This window comes from Streptosporangium sp. NPDC049046, assembly GCF_040649155.1.
GTDB lineage: Bacteria > Actinomycetota > Actinomycetes > Streptosporangiales > Streptosporangiaceae > Streptosporangium.
Genome location: NZ_JBEZEZ010000045.1, coordinates 1 through 18,008 on the forward strand (window position 1 = coordinate 1; position 18,008 = coordinate 18,008).

19 protein-coding genes are annotated in these 18,008 nt (G+C 70.3%); 10 read left to right on the forward strand and 9 right to left on the reverse strand.

Annotation, left to right across the window (positions count from 1 at the left end):
* Window positions 1-649: 649 nt before the first annotated feature.
* Window positions 650-2,095 carry an amidophosphoribosyltransferase gene (gene purF, locus AB0B96_RS37520; protein WP_362906641.1) on the forward strand — a complete coding sequence of 482 codons (1,446 nt, stop codon included), beginning with the start codon at window positions 650-652 and terminating at the stop codon, window positions 2,093-2,095.
* A 28-nt stretch (window positions 2,096-2,123) separates the two neighbouring features.
* On the forward strand, window positions 2,124-3,149 hold the full coding sequence (gene purM, locus AB0B96_RS37525; protein ID WP_362906643.1) for a phosphoribosylformylglycinamidine cyclo-ligase: 1,026 nt from the start codon (window positions 2,124-2,126) through the stop codon (window positions 3,147-3,149).
* Between the two features lie 198 nt (window positions 3,150-3,347).
* Here the strand turns inward: purM and AB0B96_RS37530 are convergent, their stop codons facing one another.
* Entirely contained in the window at window positions 3,348-3,581 is a 234-nt protein-coding gene (locus AB0B96_RS37530) for a DUF3073 domain-containing protein (protein WP_350941243.1), read from the reverse strand.
* 149 nt (window positions 3,582-3,730) lie between these two features.
* Window positions 3,731-4,834, reverse strand: coding sequence for a Glu/Leu/Phe/Val dehydrogenase dimerization domain-containing protein (locus AB0B96_RS37535; RefSeq protein WP_362906646.1), 1,104 nt, complete (start codon window positions 4,832-4,834; stop codon window positions 3,731-3,733).
* Between the two features lie 180 nt (window positions 4,835-5,014).
* Between AB0B96_RS37535 and AB0B96_RS37540 the strand changes: the two genes are divergently transcribed.
* Window positions 5,015-5,872 carry a hypothetical protein gene (locus tag AB0B96_RS37540; protein ID WP_362906648.1) on the forward strand — a complete coding sequence of 286 codons (858 nt, stop codon included), beginning with the start codon at window positions 5,015-5,017 and terminating at the stop codon, window positions 5,870-5,872.
* A 318-nt stretch (window positions 5,873-6,190) separates the two neighbouring features.
* Complete coding sequence (gene bldC / locus AB0B96_RS37545) at window positions 6,191-6,394, forward strand: developmental transcriptional regulator BldC (protein ID WP_013133571.1); 204 nt, start codon at window positions 6,191-6,193, stop codon at window positions 6,392-6,394.
* A gap of 169 nt (window positions 6,395-6,563) precedes the next feature.
* Here bldC and AB0B96_RS37550 read toward each other — a convergent pair whose 3' ends face one another.
* Complete coding sequence (locus tag AB0B96_RS37550) at window positions 6,564-7,289, reverse strand: TetR/AcrR family transcriptional regulator (RefSeq protein WP_362906650.1); 726 nt, start codon at window positions 7,287-7,289, stop codon at window positions 6,564-6,566.
* A 240-nt stretch (window positions 7,290-7,529) separates the two neighbouring features.
* On the opposite strand from AB0B96_RS37550, the gene AB0B96_RS37555 reads away from it, so the two are divergent.
* The 3 genes from AB0B96_RS37555 (at window position 7,530) to AB0B96_RS37565 (ending at window position 10,086) form a co-directional block, all read left to right on the forward strand.
* Window positions 7,530-8,510, forward strand: coding sequence for a LacI family DNA-binding transcriptional regulator (locus tag AB0B96_RS37555; protein WP_350941250.1), 981 nt, complete (start codon window positions 7,530-7,532; stop codon window positions 8,508-8,510).
* Window positions 8,511-8,632: 122 nt separating this feature from the next.
* Window positions 8,633-8,881 carry a hypothetical protein gene (locus tag AB0B96_RS37560; protein ID WP_344978307.1) on the forward strand — a complete coding sequence of 83 codons (249 nt, stop codon included), beginning with the start codon at window positions 8,633-8,635 and terminating at the stop codon, window positions 8,879-8,881.
* 287 nt (window positions 8,882-9,168) lie between these two features.
* The gene (locus AB0B96_RS37565; RefSeq protein WP_362906652.1) at window positions 9,169-10,086 is read left to right on the forward strand and encodes an N-acetylmuramoyl-L-alanine amidase; all 918 of its coding nucleotides are present in this window, start codon (window positions 9,169-9,171) and stop codon (window positions 10,084-10,086) included.
* 187 nt (window positions 10,087-10,273) lie between these two features.
* Here AB0B96_RS37565 and AB0B96_RS37570 read toward each other — a convergent pair whose 3' ends face one another.
* Complete coding sequence (locus tag AB0B96_RS37570) at window positions 10,274-11,815, reverse strand: N,N-dimethylformamidase beta subunit family domain-containing protein (RefSeq protein ID WP_362906654.1); 1,542 nt, start codon at window positions 11,813-11,815, stop codon at window positions 10,274-10,276.
* 128 nt (window positions 11,816-11,943) lie between these two features.
* Between AB0B96_RS37570 and AB0B96_RS37575 the strand changes: the two genes are divergently transcribed.
* Entirely contained in the window at window positions 11,944-13,587 is a 1,644-nt protein-coding gene (locus tag AB0B96_RS37575) for a beta-N-acetylhexosaminidase (RefSeq protein WP_362906656.1), read from the forward strand.
* A gap of 53 nt (window positions 13,588-13,640) precedes the next feature.
* Here the strand turns inward: AB0B96_RS37575 and AB0B96_RS37580 are convergent, their stop codons facing one another.
* The 5 genes from AB0B96_RS37580 to AB0B96_RS37600 are packed head-to-tail and all read right to left on the reverse strand — an operon-like array spanning window position 13,641 to window position 16,569.
* Window positions 13,641-13,841, reverse strand: a complete 201-nt coding sequence (locus tag AB0B96_RS37580) for a heavy-metal-associated domain-containing protein (RefSeq protein ID WP_350941256.1) — start codon at window positions 13,839-13,841, stop codon at window positions 13,641-13,643.
* A gap of 42 nt (window positions 13,842-13,883) precedes the next feature.
* On the reverse strand, window positions 13,884-14,993 hold the full coding sequence (locus AB0B96_RS37585) for a quinone-dependent dihydroorotate dehydrogenase (RefSeq protein ID WP_362906658.1): 1,110 nt from the start codon (window positions 14,991-14,993) through the stop codon (window positions 13,884-13,886).
* 11 nt (window positions 14,994-15,004) lie between these two features.
* Window positions 15,005-15,349 (reverse strand): STAS domain-containing protein, encoded by a 345-nt coding sequence (locus AB0B96_RS37590; RefSeq protein ID WP_362906660.1) that lies wholly within the window; start codon window positions 15,347-15,349, stop codon window positions 15,005-15,007.
* Entirely contained in the window at window positions 15,346-16,053 is a 708-nt protein-coding gene (locus AB0B96_RS37595) for a GAF and ANTAR domain-containing protein (protein ID WP_350941261.1), read from the reverse strand. Before AB0B96_RS37595 ends, AB0B96_RS37590 begins: the two co-directional genes overlap by 4 nt.
* 57 nt (window positions 16,054-16,110) lie before the next feature.
* The gene (locus AB0B96_RS37600; protein ID WP_362906663.1) at window positions 16,111-16,569 is read right to left on the reverse strand and encodes a GAF domain-containing protein; all 459 of its coding nucleotides are present in this window, start codon (window positions 16,567-16,569) and stop codon (window positions 16,111-16,113) included.
* A 185-nt stretch (window positions 16,570-16,754) separates the two neighbouring features.
* Between AB0B96_RS37600 and AB0B96_RS37605 the strand changes: the two genes are divergently transcribed.
* Together AB0B96_RS37605 and AB0B96_RS37610 are read left to right on the forward strand one after the other, a co-directional pair.
* Window positions 16,755-17,138 (forward strand): hypothetical protein, encoded by a 384-nt coding sequence (locus tag AB0B96_RS37605; RefSeq protein WP_350941265.1) that lies wholly within the window; start codon window positions 16,755-16,757, stop codon window positions 17,136-17,138.
* Between the two features lie 80 nt (window positions 17,139-17,218).
* A complete protein-coding gene (locus tag AB0B96_RS37610; RefSeq protein ID WP_350941266.1) occupies window positions 17,219-17,998 on the forward strand; it encodes a phosphatase PAP2 family protein in 780 nt (259 codons plus the stop codon).
* Window positions 17,999-18,008 lie beyond the last annotated feature (10 nt).

Sequence of the window (18,008 nt, forward strand, 5' to 3'; positions counted from 1 at the left end):
GGGGTGGGGGCCGCTTCCCCGGGCGCCTTTGGGGCGCGTGCCGGGGGTTTCCGGGGGCCCCCCCCCCCCCCCGGGCGGGCCCCCCGGGGGGGGGGGGGGGGGGGGGGCCCCCCCCCCCCCCCAACCCCACACGGCCCCCTCGCCGGGCACCCCGCCCTGCGGCTCGGCCCTGCCGGGAATCTCCGTCCACCCGGTCGACGCAGTCCTGTCGGGAGGCTCGGCGGAACCGGAAGGCTCGGTCCACCCGGTGGACCCGCTCGCCGGGGCGGCGGGCTCCCGCCACGTGGGCGGTTCGTTCGAGGGAGGGACGGGCCACGCGCCCGGTTCCGGGGCGGCGGGCGCGTGCTCGGGCTCGCCGGGGACGGCCGCCTCCTCGGAGGTGTCCCGCGTTTCCTCCGCGCCGGACCCTTCCTGGTCGGAGCCGCTGTCCCGCGGCACTCGTCGCGGGCCGGGCTGGTTCGGGTCCACAGGGTCCACAGGTGTTGTCACGTCTCGTCTCCCGACGCTCGGGCAAGCCGGATATCTCACACTCCCCTGTCGACCGGCGACGAAACAGGCTGACACGGCAAAACACCGATGATCGTTCGGTCAGGGTGCGACATGCCACGGAACGGACCCTGGGTGCGAGCAGGGAAGAAGCCGACCTAGAATGAAGCATGTGCTGAAGGGCGACGGCCATCTGAGCCATGACCTCGACTCCCGCGACCGGCCTCCGAAGGACGCATGTGGCGTCTTCGGAGTGTGGGCCCCCGGGGAGGAAGTCTCCAAACTCACCTACTACGGGCTGTACGCGTTGCAGCACCGCGGCCAGGAGTCCGCGGGCATCGCGGTCAGCGAGGGCAGCAGGATCCTCGTCTACAAGGACATGGGCCTGGTGGCCCAGGTCTTCGACGAGTCCGTGCTCGGGACCCTCCGCGGCCATCTGGCGATCGGCCACTGCCGTTACTCGACCACCGGATCGAGCGTCTGGGAGAACGCGCAGCCGACGCTGAGCTCGACCGAGTCGGGCGGGCTCGCGCTCGCCCACAACGGCAACCTGATCAACACCCCGGAGCTGTCCAGGCGGCTCTCCCCCGGCTCCACCCGGGCGACGACCGACACCGAGGTGCTGGCCGCACTCCTGGCCCAGGACCGCGACCGGTCGATCGACGACGCGGCCGCCGAACTTCTTCCGCAGGTCAGGGGCGCCTACTCGCTCGTCTTCATGGACGAGAAGACTCTTTACGCGGCCCGTGACCCGCAGGGCGTCCGCCCGCTGGTCCTGGGACGCCTGGAGCGCGGCTGGGTGGTGGCCTCGGAGACCGCGGCGCTGGACATCGTGGGCGCCACGTTCGTCCGCGAGATCGAGCCGGGCGAGCTGATCACCATCGACGAGCGCGGTGTGCGCTCGCGCAGGTTCGCACTCGCCGAGCCCAAGGGCTGCCTGTTCGAGTACGTCTACCTCGCCCGCCCCGACACCACGATCGCCGGGCGCGGCGTGCAGACCACGCGCGTCGAGGTCGGCCGCGTGCTGGCCCGCGAGCACCCGATCGAGGCCGACCTGGTCATCCCGACGCCCGAGTCGGGCACCCCCGCCGCCGTCGGCTACGCCGAGGAGAGCGGGATCCCCTACGGTCAAGGTCTGGTCAAGAATTCCTACGTGGGCCGCACCTTCATCCAGCCGTCCCAGACGATCCGGCAGCTGGGCATCCGGCTGAAGCTCAACCCGCTGAAGGAGGTCGTCGCGGGCAAGCGCCTGGTGGTCGTGGACGACTCGATCGTGCGGGGCAACACGCAGCGGGCGATCGTGAAGATGCTGCGCGAGGCGGGTGCCACCGAGGTGCACGTCCGGATCTCCTCCCCGCCGGTCAGCTGGCCCTGCTTCTACGGCATCGACTTCGCCACCCGGGCCGAGCTGATCGCCGGTTCGCTCAGCGTGGAGGAGATCCGCGCCTCGCTCGGCGCCGACTCACTCGGATACATCTCGCTGGAGGGCCTGACCGCGGCCACCACGATCCCCGAGGACCGGCTCTGCCGCGCCTGCTTCGACGGTAAGTATCCGATCCCGATCGACCAGGACAACGTGGGCAAGTACGTGCTAGAGGCCAAGCGTTGAGCGGGCTCGGCACGCGAGGAGAGGGTTCATGACCAGCTACGCGGCCGCCGGAGTGGACATCGACGCGGGCGAGCGCGCCGTCGAGCTGATGAAGTCGAAGGTCGCGCGGGCGCGCAGACCGGAGGTCGTGGACGACGCCAGCGGCTTCGCCGGCCTCTTCGACGCCTCGGCCCTGCTCTCGTACAGACGACCGCTGCTCACCACGTCGACCGACGGTGTCGGCACCAAGGTCATGCTGGCCCAGCGGCTGGACAAGCACGACACGATCGGGATCGACCTGGTCGGCATGGTCGTCGACGACCTGGTGGTCTGCGGTGCCGAGCCGCTGTTCATGACCGACTACATCGCCTGCGGCAAGGTGGTCCCCGAGCGGATCGCCGAGATCGTGGGCGGCGTCGCCGAGGGCTGCCGCCTCGCGGGCTGCGCCCTCGTCGGCGGGGAGACCGCCGAGCACCCCGGTGCCATGGAGGCCGGCGAGTACGACCTCGCGGGCGCCGCCACCGGGGTGGTGGAGGCCGACAGGATGCTCGGCCGCGACAGGGTCCGCGCGGGCGACGTGGTCCTCGCGCTGGCGTCCTCGGGCGTGCACTCCAACGGATACTCGCTGGTCAGGCACATCATCGACCGGGCGGGGCTCTCGCTGGAGGCCGAGCTGCCCGAGCTGGGGCGGACGCTGGGCGAGGAGCTTCTGGAGCCGACCAGGATTTACTCCCTCGACTGCCTGGAGCTCGCCCGCGCGGTCGACGTCCACGCGTACGCCCACATCACGGGCGGCGGCCTCGCGGGCAACCTGTCCCGCTCGCTGCCTCCGGGGCTGGACGCGCTGCTCGACCGCTCGTCGTGGACCCCGCCGGCCGTCTTCGAGGTGCTCGCGGGGCACGGCGGGGTGGCCCAGGCCGACATGGACCGGACGTTCAACCTGGGCGTGGGCATGGCCGCGGTCGTCCCCGCCGAGGCCGTGGGGCCCGCCCTCGCGCTGCTCGGCGAGCGGAACCTCCCCGCCTGGGTGCTCGGTGAGATCGTCGAGGGCTCGGGCGAGGCGCGTTTCCGCTGATCGGCGCTTTTCTCCGGGAAACCCCCGTGCTGTCCTCCTCCCCTCGCGAAGGGGAGGAGGAACCGGATGGGAGGCGGGTACGGCGAAAGGCGCTCCGGACCCACCGGAGCGCCGCATATGGTCGACCCGCAGCGAGAAGAACACCCGGCGGCTTGTGTCCACCACCGGGTGCCCTGCTCACATCAACCTGAAATCCGCCTAGCGGCGGCCGGATTTCCCGTCGTCGCGGTCATCTCCGGAGCCGAAGTCATCGGCGTAATCGGCGTACCGATCCGCCAGCTCGTCGTAGGCGTCGTTGGAGTCGTCATTGTGGTTGGAGTCGTCTCTGACTCCGAGCTCGTCGCGCAGACGCTCAAGATCAGTGCCACCGCTGTTGTACTTCAGCTGGCGAGCAACCTTGACCTGCTTGGCCTTTGCTCGGCCGCGCCCCATTGGCTCGACCCCCTCGTGTGGGGTCGTGCCCGACCCCTCGTCGCTAACGCACCACGCACTGACGCCACCTGACTTAGGCGTCAGCTCTCGTTCGCCTACAACCGTACCCGTTTTACGCCCGGCTCGGTACGTCGTATGGGCGTGTGGGGCTAGCGGCCCAGCCAAATGCCCCTAATTCGCCCGACTTCCGACATTCTGCGCTCAGCCAGCCTATCGGCTGCGACAGCTGGGGGAACGCCTTCCTCCGCCGCACTGGAGAAGATCTTGAGAGTCGTGTCGTAGATCTGGGTGGCCTTTGCCCGCGCCCGCTCCATGTTGAACCCCCTGATCTCGTCCGCGACCTGGATCACACCGCCGGAGTTGACCACGTAGTCGGGCGCGTAGAGGATCCCGCGGTCGGCGAGCCGCTTCTCCACGCCGGGGTGGGCGAGCTGGTTGTTGGCCCCGCCGCAGACGATCGTGGCGCGCAGGCGGGCCACCGTCTCGTCGTCCAGTGCCCCGCCGAGGGCGCACGGCGCGTAGACGTCGATGTCGGCGGAGGTGATCTCCGACCGGTCGGCGACGACCTCGACCTGCGGGTGGATCCGCCGCAGCCGCTCCACCGCCTGTTCGCTCACGTCGCAGACCACGACCTCCGCGCCGTCCTCGATCAGGTGGCCGACCAGGCGGTGGCCGACCTTGCCCACGCCCTCCACGCCGACACGCCTGCCACGCAGCGAGGGCGTCCCGTACGCGTGCTCGGCGGCGGCGCGCATGCCCTGGAACACGCCGAGCGCGGTCAGGATCGACGAGTCGCCGGCCCCGCCGTTGGCCGGGGTGCGGCCGGTCACGTACGAGCACTCGCGGGCCACGACGTCCATGTCCTCGCTGTAGGTGCCGACGTCGCACGCCGTGTAGTAGCGGCCCCCGAGCGACTGGACGAACCTGCCGTAGGCGCGCAGCAGCGCCTCGCTCTTGTCCTTCGCCGGGTCACCGATGATGACGGCCTTGCCGCCACCGAGGTCGAGTCCCGCCAGGGCGTTCTTGTAGGCCATCGCCCGCGAGAGGTTGAGCACGTCCGCCAGCGCGGCCTGCTCGCTCTCGTAGGGGTAGAACCTGGTGCCGCCCAGACCGGGGCCCAGGGCGGTGTTGTGGATGGCGATGATCGCGTGGAGACCGCTTCGCTCGTCGGAGCAGAAAACGACCTGTTCGTGCCTCGCCTGGCCGGTTACCGGGCCCGCGTCCTTGTGGGACAGCCCGAAGACGTCGGTCACTGTGGTGACTCCCAGTCGTTCGTTACCGCCGCACCGTTGCGGCGGAGATCACCCTCAGCGTAACCACAAGTCCCCAACCGGGACGACGTGCACGAACGTCCCATCTCAGTGACCGAGACGACCCCCGCGGAAGCGGGCTCGCTACGGACAACGGTCGGTCCTTCGTGACACGATGCGGTCGTGCTGCCCTATGCCGCGTACCTCCGCGTCTACGAACCGCTGGTCGCGTTCGCCCCGGCGGAGCGCGTCTCGTGGTCCGCCTACTCCGAGACGACCGACCGACCGCGCCGAGCGAGCGCCCTGCACGCCGAACACGGCGAGGCGGTGCGGCGCCTCCTCGGGGTACCGCCTACCCCCGCACCCGCCCAGGAGAGCCCCAACGCCTATCTGAGGCGCGTGGAGGAGGTCCTGTACGTCTGCCCCTGGCAGAGCAGGCTGAGGTCGTGGCTCGCCTTCTCACGCTTTCGCGGGGCGACCCCGCCCAAGCTGATGGAGCGCTTCTTCCCGCCGGCCGTCGCGGAGCGGACGGCCGACGACTTCGACCGGTTCAAGCGCGGCACCGACTCCGCCGCGCTGCGCACGCACATCCGCGGCTCCACCTGGCACGTTCCGACCTCGTGGTTCGTCCCCTTCGACGGCAACGAGCGCTGGCTGGTGATCGACGGCGGCGAGGGGCAGGGCGGCACGACCACCACGCGCAACCTGATCTACGTCACCTCCATGGCCCACGCGAGGCGCCGCAGCGCCCGCGCCCTGCAGATCATCAAGAGGCAGGTGGGCGACGCCTCGGTCACGGCCGAGGTCGAGGACGTGGCACGCTGGCTGGAGGAGTTCCACCCGCACTCCCTGGTCGAGCTGGACTACGGCGGCATCGTCAACCTCATGGACGACGAGACACTCCAGGCCGACGAGTCCGTGGCGGAACTCACGGCGGCGCTGACAGGTCTGGAAAAAGGCGAGGAAGAACTGGCGTTCGCCATGTACCAGCGCGTCATCCTCCGCTGGCGATCAATACAACTTCTCGAATCAGCAAACTGAGTCGCAAATCATCCCTTCGACCTGCGTAAGTAGGTCCGTCGATGACCGGGGATGCACCTACGAACTGAGTAGTTTGCCGTTTTCACTGCGATACCACGAAACGTGTCGCTAGAATCACCGAGCGTGACAACAACACGTGCACAAGAGAGATGAGTCGCTCAAAGACTCGCCAATCGCTCTACGTGGCTGTATGGTCACATCGGGTGATGCCGCATATGGCCCAAACAGCCGCACGCAAGGGCCATAGGCGGACATCCGTGACAAGCGTCAAGTCGCAGGATCGCTGTCGCCGGTCCACATGGAGGAGAGGCCGCACAAATGTCAGCTCGTACACCCGAGGCAGAGCCGCTGCTCACCCCGGCGGAGGTCGCAACCATGTTCCGCGTCGATCCCAAGACCGTGACCCGGTGGGCGAAGGCGGGCAAGTTGACGTCCATCCGCACCCTGGGTGGACACCGCCGATACCGGGAGACCGAGGTTCGCGCGCTGCTCGCGGGGATTCCGCAGCAGCGCTCAGAGTAAGACGGGGGCCGTCACTGACCTAGGGGGATTGGTGCGCGCTCACCCTTTGAGCGTGTAGGCCACACGGGTTTGTGGGGAGCGGCGTCGCCCGCCCGGCGCCGCCCCAGCACGTGCTCCGCACGGCCGGGCACGTGCTCCTGAACGGCTCAGCGGTGCCCCAGGGGCTTCCTCAGCCGTCCGTCCCGGACCTCTCCAGGTCCACGGGACGACTCGCCTGTTCTCTGAACAGGTCGTCCAGCAACTCGCCGACGCGCGAATCGTGCTCGGCCGCCACGCCGAGCAGCGCCACCAACTGGCCGATCAGCATCCGCTCCAGCGTCGGCCGCTCGATGCCGCGGCGCTCCAGCCAGTCGAGGCCCGCGGTCTCGACGGAGGCGATCCACGAGCGCAGCGCGACCCGGAGCACGGGACCCGGCTCCTCGATCCGCATCTGCTTCATGATCAGCCTGAGCAGCCGGTGCCTGACCGAGTCGACGACCTCCCCGATCTCGCCGCTGCGGTTGGCGGGACCGCCCTTGAGCAGCGCGGCGAAGCCCGTCGCGTGCTCCTCGACGAAGTCGAAGTATCGGGTGAGCCCTCCGGCGAGCTCGTCCAGCGGGGTGCCCGCCCCCTGAGGCCTGAGCCTCGCCTCCAATTGGGCCGCGGCGCTTTTCAGCGCGGCGACGTAGAGCTCCTGCTTGCCACCGAAGTAGTGGTAGACCAGGGCCCGTGACGCGCCGGCCGCGGAGGCCACGTCGTCGATCGACACGTGCTCGGCGTCATGCCTGCTGAACAGCTCCAGCGCCGCCGCCATGAGCTCCTCGCGACGCCGGTCGACACTGAGCCTGCGCCGCGCCGGTCGCGTGTCCCCCGGCACGGTTTTCGCCCGTTCGGCGGCTCCGGATGTCGACCTCACATCGTGAAGACTATCGGAGCCGTTCCGCCCGGTCGCTTGGTCAAGATCGGAGTTCCCTTCCCTCCAACCCGTACCCCATTCGGAACTCGATCGTTTTGAGTGACAGGTGCCCATCCACCATCGCGGGGGAGAGCCATGTCAGGACCGTCAGTCAACACCACCGTCACACGAGCCCGCGGGTTCGCCGAGCCCGTCTTATCCGACGGGGGCGGGCCACGCCCGAGACCCACGATCCGCAACGTGGCAGAACGAGCCGGTGTCTCCAAATCACTGGTCTCGCTCGTCCTGCGCGGATCGCCCCACGTCAGCGAACATCGCAGGCAGGCCGTGCTCCAGGCGGCCAGAGACCTCGGCTACCGGCCCAACGCCGTCGCGCGCAGCCTGGTCGAGGGCCGTACCCACCTGGTCGGGGCACTCGTCGCCGACCTGCACAACCCGTTCTACGCGGAGTTCCTGGACGGCCTGCAGGAGAGCCTGCACGGCGACGGGCTGAGACTCCTCATCGGCAACAGCCAGTGGGACCCCGCCTTCGAGGACGAGGCGGTCGAGGCGTTCCTCGAACTTCGCGTCGACGGGCTCGTCCTGCTCGGCATCGCGCCCACCAGCGGGACGCTCATCGAGGCCACCGGCTACACGCCGACCGTGGTGGTGGGCGAGCGCGACATCGACCTCGGCGGCGTGGACATCGTCGTCGACGACGACCAGCTCGGTGCCCGCCTCGCCGTCGACCACCTCGTGGAGCTCGGTCACCGCAGGATCGCCCACATCGAGGCCGCGGGCATCTCCTCGGGGCGCTTCCGGTGCGAGGGTTACCTGGTCGCGATGCGCAGGCACTCCCTGGCGCCGTACATCATGGTCGAGGAGGGCGAGTCCAGCGAGGAGGGGGGCGCCAGGGCGGCGCACAGCCTGCTCACGCGCGACCCCCGGCCGACAGCGATCTTCGCCGCCAACGACCGGGTGGCGATGGGCGTGCTCTCCGCGGCCACCGAGCTGGGACTGCGGGTTCCCGAGGACCTGTCCGTGGTCGGGTACGACAACATCCACCGGGCGGGCACCCAGCCGATCTCGCTGACCACCGTGGACCAGCCCCGCCGCGCCATGGGACGCTCCGCCGCCGCGCTGCTGAACGACCGGATCGGAGACCCCGGCAAGGCCTCGCGTCTGCGTCAGGTCACGCCGCAGCTGGTCGTACGGAACAGCACGGGCCCCACCGAACGCTGAAGAGCCTGCCTGGAGCGTTACAGTCCGCCCAGGCAGGCTCCATGACCTCCTCAAATCCGGGTCAACATCGAGGGCGCCCGCGTGCCGCCGGTGTTGACTCTGGCCGAGACGAGGGGGTAGCGATGCGTGATCCGGAACTTGTGTCATGCGCCCAGCGGGCCGCGGCCGAGCTTGAGCGGGCATGGGCCCACTGGCGGGCCGCCCGGGGCCGCGGCGGCGACGCCGGAGCCGAGTCCGTGGCCAGTTACGTGGCTCATTCGATCGACCATCCGTGGGGACGGCCGCGTGTGGTCCTCGGGCTGGACGCCGAGGACGCCAGGGAGCTCGCCTCGCTCCTGCAGAAGCAGGAGGTCGGCGAGCACGTCTGGTGAGCCTGTCCCGGGACGGGAGAGTCCGGCTGAGGCCGGGTCCCGTGACGGGGAGGGTTCCCCGAAGCCGTGTCTCCTGGCGGGCCGGGTCCCGTAGCGGGCCGTGTCCTATGGCGGGCCGTGTCCCGTGACGGGAAGGCCCGCCTGAGGCGGGAACGTGTCACATCGCGTGACGGGCGTCGCGGGGCGGGAGAGCCCTGCTGAGGAGGGAGTGCGTCACGCCTCGTGACGGGCGAGCGCATATCGCGACATCGGCTGAGTCACACGTCCGAGCCACGTAAGTTGGATGATTGACGACTTCCTTGGGGGCGATGAGCGTGACCGGCAAAGCACTCGCGACGACCCTTGTCCTGTGCGGACTCGGCGCCGCCGCCTGCGGTGGCACCGCCACGGGCGCCGACCTCGCGCGAGAGCGCGGACCCGTCCCTCCCGCCGCCGCCGACACGGCCGCGGCACCGGCCGCCGACACCCTGAGCGGCCCGGCGACCGGCACGGCGAGCGATCCCACCGCGAGTCCCGCGGCGGGGCGGAGCGTCCAGAGCGACCGGCCGCTCAGCGGCAAGATCGTGGTCATCGACCCCGGCCACAACGGGCAGAACTACCGCCACCCCGCGGAGATCAACAAGAAGGTCAACGTTCTGACCCAGTGGAAGGCGTGCGACACCACGGGCACCGCCACCGCGAACGGCTACAGCGAGGCCGCCTTCACCTGGGACGTCTCGCAGCGCCTGGCCAAGATCCTGAAGAGCCGCGGCGCGACGGTGAAGCTGACCCGTGCCGACAACTCCGGCGTCGGGCCGTGCATCACCGAGCGAGCCGCGATCGGCAACGACGCAAAGGCGGACGCGGCGATCTCGGTCCACGCCGACGGGTCGAGCACCGCCAACCACGGCTTCCACGTGATCATGCCGGAGAAGATCGGCGGCCCGGTCGACCCGGTGGTCGGGGCCTCCAAGAAGCTCGGCCTGGACGTTCGCAACGCCTTCGCGCGCGGCACCGGGCTGTCGTACTCCACCTACATCGGCAAGAACGCCCTCGACTACCGCGACGACCTCGGCGGACTGAACCTCTCCACGGTTCCCAAGATCTTCATCGAGTCGGGCAACATGAAGAACCCCACCGAGGCGGCCAAGTTCCAGCAGGCGGCGTTCCGGCAGAAGATCGCGCTCTCTCTCGCGAACGGGCTCCAGCAGTACCTCAAGCGGTAGGCGAGGGCGAGCCCGAGGCACCTCGGGCGGGCTCCGGCGGTATCCCGTGGGCACGGAGAAGCCCCTCAGCGGCTTCCAGCGTTACCGCCGGGCCCCCCAGCCGCCGGAGGGAGTTCCGGCGGCGCGGAGACACGCTCAGCGGCTTACAGCGGCACCTCCGAGCCCATGCTCGGGGGGAGGGGGCACCTCAGCGGGGTCCTTCCAGACCCAGGGACCTCAGGTTGTCCCGGGCCGGGTGGCTGCGCGCGGCCGGGCCGGCCGCGAAGACCTTCAGGATGTTCCCCGTCGCCCTGCGGACGAAGGCCCCCGCCTCCCGCGTGACGCCGTGGCCGCAGCGGGCACCCCGCATCGCGCACACCCAGCGCATCGTGCCCGAGCTGAACACCCCGGCGCCGCTCGGCACGGTGTAGTAGGCGCTGTGCGCGACCGTGGCGCGACCTCCGCAGTCGACCGGGGAGACCGACAGGACCTCCATGGGGCGCGGTACGCCCGCGCCGACCCTGTCGGTCTCGACGCCGACCATCCCGGGGAAGACGGTGCCGCGCCGCACCCCGGTCCCCTTGAAGATCCAGTTGCCGGGGCGCCTGACCACGTAGGCGGACTCGGAGGGGAAGCAGTCGTACATCGGGCCGGTCAGCGAGCTCTCCGGCCTGGCGGTGGCCCGCCACAGGACCGTCCGGGCGTCCTCGGCGGCGTCCTTGTGGCAGACCACCAGGCGGCGAGGTCCCAGGCGCGTCGCGGCGAGGCGGATCCGCCAGTAGACCGCGTTGGCACCGAGGAAGGCGAGGTTGGTGCCGCGGTCGCGGGCGGCCTCGACGGTGCGGCGCATGCCCGGCGACCAGTACTCGTCGTGGCCCAGCGACACCAGCCCCCTGGCCCCGTCGAGGACGTGCGGGTCGCGGTCCAGGTCCAGGCTCGTGACGTAGGCGAGCGGAAGGCCGCGACGCTCGGCGAGCTCGATGGCGTCGCGTTCCATGTCCAGGAAGAGCCGCGCCCCCGATGTGTCGTACGGACGGTCGAAGCTGACCGCCCGGGACCTGTCCGCGAAGCCGCCGGGGCCGTGGTAGAGGCTGCGGCCGCCCCAGTCGTTGTACGCCTGCCAGGTGGTGACCGCGTTCACGACGACGAGGCGTCCCCCGGCGGAGGCGGACCTCACGGTGAGGGGGACGTAGCGCCGCCCCCCGGTGGCGGCGTCCAGCCTGATCAGGTAGGAGCCCTCCGGCCATCCCGAGGTGTCCACCTCGGGGCCGGGCTTCCAGTGGGCGGCGGTCACCGTTCCCGTGGCGGCGATCGTCCTGGGTGGCGCCTGCCTCCCGCCGGGCAGTCCGGCGGCCCGCCAGACCTGTCTCGCCCCGGCCCCGCCGTACCAGCCCATCCGGAAGGCCCTCGCGGTGTAGCGGTCGGCGGTGGTCGAGACGTACAGCCGGAAGCTCTCGCCGGGCAGCACGCTCACCCGGTCGGCGAAGCCCTCGATCTCGTGCTCGGCGCCGCGTCGGCGCACCCGCCACCCGGGATCGCCCTCCCTCGCGTTCTCCGCCACGGTGGTGTCGTCCCCCTCGGCGCTCCTCACCGCGGAGGAGGACACCGTGGGAGTGGGCGAGGACGAGGTCGAGGGGTTCTCGACGGTGACGGCGCACCCGGCGACCAGCATGATCGTCACCAGGATCGCCGACGGTGTGCGGGCCGGACGCCTGGAGACCCTGGAAGGTTGGAACATGAGCAGCAGCATGTCCGGGCGGAGAGTCTTCCCCGCTTCTCCCGCGCGGTACTTGGGCGGTTCTTGATCCCGTGTCCGGGCTCGCCGGCGTGAAAAGCCGGTCCCCCCGGCGATTCCGGCGATTTGGCATGATCTACAGCATGACTGACCTCCTGCCGTCCCCCTCCGCCTTCACACCTGCCGGCGGTGCCCTCGGCCTGCCCCACGGGGTCGTCGTCTCCGGCCCCGCCGAGCCGGTCGACGCCGTACGTCTCGCGCTCGCCGTCCTCGACCCGCGCCCGGGCGAGGCGGGAACGATCACGGTGGAGCCGGACGCCTCACTCGGCGCCGAGGCGTACGTCCTGGAGGTGACCGGCGAGGGCGTGCGGATCGCGGCCGGAGACCGCGCCGGCGCCTTCTACGCGGGCCAGACGCTGCGGCAGCTGCTGCCCTCGGCGGCGTTTCGCACGGTGGCCGGCGGCGGGGCGGACTGGAGCGTCCCCCTCGGCCGGGTGCGGGACGCGCCCCGGTTCTCCTGGCGCGGGGTGCACCTGGACGTGGCGCGGCACTTCATGCCCAAGCGCGAGGTGCTCAGGATGGTCGACCTCATGGCGGTCCACAAGCTGAACCGCCTGCACCTGCACCTGGTGGACGACCAGGGGTGGCGGGTCGAGAGCCGTCGGTATCCCCGGCTGCACGAGGTGGGCGCGCACCGCCCGCGTACGGTCACCAGCCACTACCGGGAGGATCTCGCCTTCGACGACGTACCGCACGGCGGCTACTACACGCTGGAGGACCTCGCGGAGATCGGCGCCTACGCGCGGGCCCGAGCCGTGACGGTCGTGCCCGAGATCGACGTGCCGGGACACGCCTCGGCGATCCTCGCCGCCTACCCCGGGTTCGACGCCCGCGCCACCGGCGGCCGGAGCCCCGAGCCCTTCACGGTGCTGGATCGCTGGGGCATCTCCCCCGCGATCCTGTCCCCCCTGCCGGAGACGATCGACTTCCTGACCGGCGTGATCGAGGAGATCACCGGGGCGCTGGGCGAGACCCCGTACGTCCACATCGGCGGGGACGAGTGCGTGCTCGACGACTGGGCCGGCTCCCCCGAGATCGTCGCCTTCCAGGCGGAGCTGGGGCTGGGGAGCCTGAGCGACCTGCACGCCTGGTTCCTGCGCCGGCTCGCGGACGAGCTGGCCGAACACGGCAGCAGGGCGGTGGTGTGGGACGAGGCGTTCGTGAGCGGCATGCTCAGGCCCGACACGATCGTGATGCCCTGGCGCGGCCCCGGGGTGGCGAGGCGCGCCGCCGCCGCCGGGCACGACGTGGTGCAGACCCCCGTCTTCCCCCTGTACTTCGACTACGCCGAGGCCTCCAGTGAGGAGGAGCCCCTCGCGATCGGCGACGCGATCACCGTCTCCGACGTCGCGGCCTACGCTCCGGCGCCGGAGTCGTGGACGGCCGAGGAGCGGGAACACGTGCTCGGGGCACAGTTCCAGCTGTGGAGCGAACGGCTGCCCGACGCACGGGCGGTGGACTACCGGGCCTGGCCCCGGGGGTGCGCGCTGGCCGAGATCGCCTGGTCGGGCTCGGCCGGGGCCGGGTTCGAGACCCGGCTGGAGGCGCACCTGACCCGCCTCGACGCGCTCGGTGTCGAGTATCGGCCGCTGACCGGCCCGCACCCCTGGCAGCGTGGGGGGACCGGCCGCCGACGCCACCGCCCGGGGGTCGTCAAGGTGGACGAGGCGATGAAACACCTGGAGGAGCTGACCCACGAGGCCGACTCGACCCGTCCCAGCATGTGACGGGCTTCCTGCCCTTGGCGAGCCCCAACGGGCGGGGCGTGGATTCCGGCCGGTCAGGAGACCTCGTAGCCCGCTTCCTTGACGGCGGCGCGGACGGCCGTGTCGTCGAAGGCGTCGCCGGAGACGTCGACCCGTCCGGTCTCAAGGTCGACGTCGACACCGGTGACACCCGGGACCTCGCCGACCTCCTCCTTGACCGAGCTCACGCAGTGACCACAGGTCATGCCGGTGACGGTGTATGTGATCGTGCTCATCGTGCCTCCAAAGCCGTGAGGTTACCCACCCAGGGTATAGCGTCAGGCCGTGGGGCTCCGGTCGGCGGTGCGGCCGATGATCTGGCGGAGGTCGACCACACCGTGACGGCGCAGGCGGCGAGAGAGGTCGCGGTTGACGTGATAGGCCCAGAGGGGCCCCTCGTAGATCAGCGCGCTGTATCCCTGGACGAGCGTGGCCCCGGCGAGCAGGCGCTCCCAGACGTCGTCCACGTCCTCGACACCGCCGACGGAGACGAGCACCAGGCGGTCGCCCACCCTGGCGCGCAGCCTGCGCAGCACCTCCAGCGACCTGGCCTTCAGCGGACGCCCCGACAGGCCGCCGCTCTCGCGGCTGTGGTCACGGCCCGAGGGCTCCGCGACGGCCAGCGTCTGCCTGCCGATCGTGGTGTTGGTGGCGATGATGCCGTCGAGCCCGAGCTCCAGGGCGAGGTCGGCGACCGCGTCCACGTCGGCGTCCGCCAGGTCGGGGGCGATCTTGACCAGCAGCGGGGTGCGCTTGGGCGTGGCGTCGGCCACCTCCTTCACCGCCCGCAGCAGCGGGCCCAGCAGCTCCACGGCCTGCAGGTCGCGCAGGCCGGGGGTGTTGGGCGAGCTGACGTTGACGACGAGGTAGTCGGCCAGGGGGGCGAGCTCCCTGGCACTGGCCACGTAGTCGGCGACGGCACCCGACTCGGGAACGACCTTGGTCTTGCCGATGTTGACGCCCACGATCGCGGGGACGCCCCTGGGCCTGGCCAGCAGCCTGGCCGCGGCGGACGCGCCCGCGTTGTTGAAGCCCATCCGGTTGACGATCGCCCGGTTTCTCACGAGGCGGAACAGGCGGGGCCTGGCGTTGCCCGGCTGGGCGTGGGCGGTGATCGTGCCGACCTCGACGTGGCCGAAGCCGAGCGCGGACACGGCCTCCACGCAGCCGGCGTCCTTGTCGAAGCCGGCCGCCAGCCCGAACGGGCCGGGGAAGTGCACGCCGAAGGCCTGCACGCGCAGCGCGGGGTCGCGTGGCGCGAGACGGCGGTGGACCAGCCGTCTGACCACGGGCGTCACCGAGAGGACGCGCAGGGCGCGCACCGTCAGATGGTGCGCGTCCTCCGGGTCGAGGCGGCTGAGGACCTGCGAGAAGACGAATCGATACATCACCGCTCAGGTTAGTGCCCCGGCGGGGTGCCGCTCGCGCCGACCGCGTCCCCGGGGTATCTGATCAGGAGGTATCGGTCGAATCCCAGCAACCGCAACAGGCGGAGCACAGGACCCGAGGGGCGGAGAACGATCATCTCGCGGCCCAGGCCGCGCATGTACTCGTCGGCCCGGAGCAGGGTCCGGGCACCCGCGCAGTCGATGAAGCCCACGTGGGCCAGGTCGCACTCCACCGTCTTCGCGGTGGTCGTGCCGAGGACACGTCGTAGTTCGACGCCTCCAACGGCGTCGAGATCACCGTGAACGGTGATCTCGACGCTGTTCTTCGAGGGCTCAGGCGACGTGAGCAGGATCACCGTATTTCGCCCGCCCCCTCACCGAGCACCTCGGCCGCCAGGTCGGCGACGCGGCGGCGGGAGTCACGGGCCTGCTTGCGCAGGCCGGTGAAAGCCTGGGTGGCGGTCAGATCGTGCTTTCCCATCAGATAGCCGATCGCCCGCTCGATGACCACGCGGTAGTCGAGGGCGTACTGGAGCTGGTCGGCCAGGGCGCTCTTCTCCTCGGCGGCCATCGCGACGGTGAGAAGCTGCTCGATCACATCCGCGTAGCCGTAAAGCGCCTGGACATCAGACTCGTCCCACTCGTACAACTTCGCCTGGTAGACGTTCAGCGTGCCCACGGGCTCGCCTCCAAGACGCACCGGCACCCCGGCCACCGCCCGCACCTCGGGGTGCAGCCGGTCGGCGAGCTTCGGCCAACGGGGGTCGACCCGCACATCACTTGAGGTCACCGCGCAATTCTGCTCATACGCGGAAACACATGGTCCCTGACCAAGATGGAGCTGCGCGCCTTCAAGACTGCGGCCCCGCTCATCGGTGGCCACCAAATAACGAAGATCTTTACCTTCTTCGGCAAACATCAAACCCGCACCCGCATATCCGAACAGCGAGTTCACCACATCCACGGCACGCTCCAACTGCTGAACTATGCCTGTGGTGGACGAGGTCGTCTGAAGCCTTCTCAGGCTCGCGACCAGCGCTTCCGGATCAATGTGAGTCATATGTGGAGCGCCTTTCAGCGTCGACCTGGTTACTTGACGTGCACACTACGACTTCCCTCAACGAGAAGATCTATGAGCCATGCTCTGGAGGACCATCACCATGAGCTCTCCGAGACGTTCTCCCGTACGGACTTTCGCGGGTTGCCATTCGTGGCTCGTCCGGTCGTAGAAATTCAGGGTGCCGATCAGCGTTTTCTCCGCCCGCAATGGCACGGAGAGCACCGCCCTGACCTCCGAGACCCGCGCGGCGACGCCGGGGAAGCCGAGGGGCCTGGCCGCCCGCAGGTCGTCGACCACGACGTCCTCGCCGCGGCTCAGGGTCTCGATGGCGGGCCCGGCGCCGATCTGCTCCTGGATCAGCTCCAGTTGCCGGCCCCGCTCGTCGGAGCCTCCGACCGCGCGCAACCGGTCGTGGTCGTCTATCAGCATGAGTGCGGCCCCGTCGGAGCCGAGAACGTCGGCGAGGGCGCTCAGGGTACGGTCGACGAGCTGAGTGAATTCAAGAACCTGGGTCATGGGCGAGCTTCCTCCACGTCGAGGTAGCTCCGCGGACACAGGGCGGAATGATCTGCGAAACAAAGCCTAGTGCTGCCCGATGACTCCGGCCAAGCGGTTCCCCCTTTGGCCGTATGCAGGGGCCGGACATCACCGTCAATACATCGTTAAGCGTTCGGCAAACAACGATCGGCAGGGTTGGGCCTATGAACATCCTGTCACGTTCGGCCATCGCCCGACGACGGCGCACCCTGGCGAACCTCGTGCTCCGCGACCTCGCGGACACCGGTGACGTCACCCTCCCCGCCTGGTGGGAGGAGGAGATCCAGCGGGAGTTCGGCGGGCTGGGCGGGTTCCTGGCCGAGCTGAGCCGCCAGTGGTGGACGGCCTACGCCGCGCACCTGGACGCGCTGATCGAGCTGGGCCTCGACGACCCCTCCCAGGCGTGGGACGACGTCAGCGAGCAGATGCCGTGGCTGCGGGCCGTACTCGACGCCCACACCGACGACGCGGCACTCGCCGAGGCCGAGCGGCGGCACTGCGACGTCCTGCGCTGGACGACCCGGCGCGAACCCCGCCACGCGGCCTGAGGACCCCTCGGGCCCGGACGTTCACATGTCGTGCGGGGAATCGCGGGGAATATTCGCGGGGAATCGGGTAGCCATGAACGATGGTCAGATTTGTCGAAGGCAAGCCCTCGCCGCAGAGGAAACCCGGTAACCACGCTTCTGACCTGCGGCTGGGCGTGCGCCTGACGATGGCGCTCGTGGCAGTGGCGATCTTCACGGTGCCGTTCGTGGTGCTGCTGGTGCTCGTGAAGACCTCCTCCTCGCCGCTCAAGAGCCTCGACGAGAGCATCGCCCTGAGCCTGCACGCCCAGGCGCTGGCAAACCCCGGCTACACCACCTTCCTCAGCGTGGCCACCGAGGTGTTCGGCCCCTGGACGTGGCGTGTGCTGGTGGTGCTGGCCGCCGTCTGGCTCTGGCGCCGGGGCGCGCCGCGCCTGGGGATCTGGGCGGTCGCCACGATCACCTTCGGCGGCCTGCTGAACCTCGCCGTCAAGGAGATCGTCGACCGTGCCCGGCCCGACCTGCCGGATCCGGTGGCCTCGGCGCCCGGAGCCTCCTTCCCCTCCGGGCACGCGATGGGAGCGGCGCTGGGTACGTGCATCCTCGTGCTCCTCCTGCTGCCCTTCCTGCGGAGCACGGCCTCGCGGATCATCGCCTGGGTCGTCGCCGCGGCCATCATGGTGTTCGTCGCGTACAGCCGGATGGCGCTCGGCGTCCACTGGACCAGCGACGTGATCGCGGGGGTCGCACTGGGCGTGGTGGTCGTGGTGGGAGCGGCGGCGGGGTTCGAGGCCTGGCGCCGTGGAGAGGGCCGCAGACCCGCCGAACCACACGTGGAAGGCGTCGAACCCGAGGCGTTCCGGGAGACCCATTCGGGGTAGCTGGCGCGCC